This window comes from uncultured Campylobacter sp. (assembly GCF_937997465.1).
Lineage (GTDB): Bacteria > Campylobacterota > Campylobacteria > Campylobacterales > Campylobacteraceae > Campylobacter_A.
The window spans coordinates 1-1531 of sequence record NZ_CALKTQ010000264.1; the positions used below are offsets into that span (position 1 = coordinate 1).

Genomic DNA, 1531 nt, shown 5'->3' on the forward strand with positions numbered 1-1531 from the left:
TGTTTGGTTAGCCTTTGTCGCAAAAACTGCAACAACATTAAAAATCATCTCACGATACTTCGCCTTGACTTTTTATGTTCAAATTTGAAGTCAAATTTGTAAATTTTAGCTAAAATTTTACTTGCCTAGACCCGCACCTTGAAAATGTCAAATTTGTAAATTTAGCAGGATATGAGATAAATATTCCAGACGTCGGTAGGCGTAGTTTAAATAGTTTTTGATTAGGCGTGACGGGAGCATACATATAGTATGTGACCGAACGCCTTAATCAAAAACTACTTTTAAAATCCGTCAAGCGCGGGGAATCCAAAATTTAAATTTGATTGATTTCGCTACTGCGCGCATTATACACAAACCAGCTTAGTATCATAACCAAACAAAACACCCCAAACACCGCAAAAAACGCAAAATTCGCCCACGCGTAAATTTTGATAAATCCCGCTTCGTTTGCCGCGCTCAAATCAGGCGCAAAAAGGCTCGGGCAAATTTCATTTAGCGGTAGCGCAAAAGGAAAACCAATCTCGCTAACGCCGCTAAAATCGCTCGTGGAGTAATCAAGCCCGAATATCACGCCTAAAAAAATCAGGAAAAATCCCGCTAGCTTGACGCCAAAAACCTTAGGCGCGCACATCGCCACGCACACGCCAAATGCCGCAAACAGCGTCGCAAAGCGCAGCTTCACCACGAGCGCGTCCGCAACCGCGCCGCCCAAAAACAGCTCGCACAAGATAAATTTGATCGCCAAAACCGCGAGCAACGCCGCCCAAAACGCCCGCCTTCGCTGCAAGTTATACACAAAGCAGACGAAGCCCTTATTTTCGATATTGTAGTCCATTATTTTGCTAGCAGCTCCTTGACCGCCGCCGCCATCGCGTCTACCGAGCCGATCGCCTTCACGTTTATCAGGTACTTGCCGCCGACCACGTATGCAGGCACGCCCTGGATCTTGGCCACGTCGTAGCTATCGTCCCATGTTTTTAGGATTTCTTGCGCGCGCTCGCTAGCTAGTGCCTTGTCGTAGTCCGCGTCGCTCACGCCCGCCGCACTAAGGGCAGTCTGGATAAATCTCGCCTTATCTTTGCCGCCGTTAAAATCGTCGTCCTTGTCGTGAGTGGCCTTGTAGATCGCAAATTTAGCTTTTTTAAATTTAGACTTGTCGCTAAGCAAACTAACGTCGCTAGCCTCGTCCAAAACGATCATCGCGGCAAAAATTTTGCTCGCCGTTTCGCCGAGCTTACCCTTGGTTTTTAGGTGGTACGGGATAAATTTGACTCCATCTAGCTCGCTAAATAGCTTTGGCGTAACGCTTCGGTCAAATTTGTAGCAGTGGACGCACTCGTAGCTAAAGACCTTTACTACGCTATCTTTTGGTACGTTTAGAGGCTTTTCTAGCGCTTGGTAGTCCGTGCCCTCCTCCAGCGCGTTTGCACCGATGCTAAGCAAGCAAACGGCGGCTAGAGCTCGTATAATCTTGGAGATCGTTTTCATCGAATTTCCTTTACGGTAATTTTTAAAGATTGTATAAAATAAA

Annotated in this window: 2 protein-coding genes; both read right to left on the reverse strand. The window is 46.4% G+C overall.

What is annotated here, in order from left to right:
* Window positions 1-313 precede the first annotated feature (313 nt).
* Window positions 314-835 (reverse strand): hypothetical protein, encoded by a 522-nt coding sequence (locus Q0546_RS08690; protein ID WP_298056173.1) that lies wholly within the window; start codon window positions 833-835, stop codon window positions 314-316.
* Window positions 835-1488 (reverse strand): thiol:disulfide interchange protein DsbA/DsbL, encoded by a 654-nt coding sequence (locus tag Q0546_RS08695; RefSeq protein ID WP_298792250.1) that lies wholly within the window; start codon window positions 1486-1488, stop codon window positions 835-837. Before Q0546_RS08695 ends, Q0546_RS08690 begins: the two co-directional genes overlap by 1 nt.
* Between the last annotated feature and the right edge of the window lie 43 nt (window positions 1489-1531).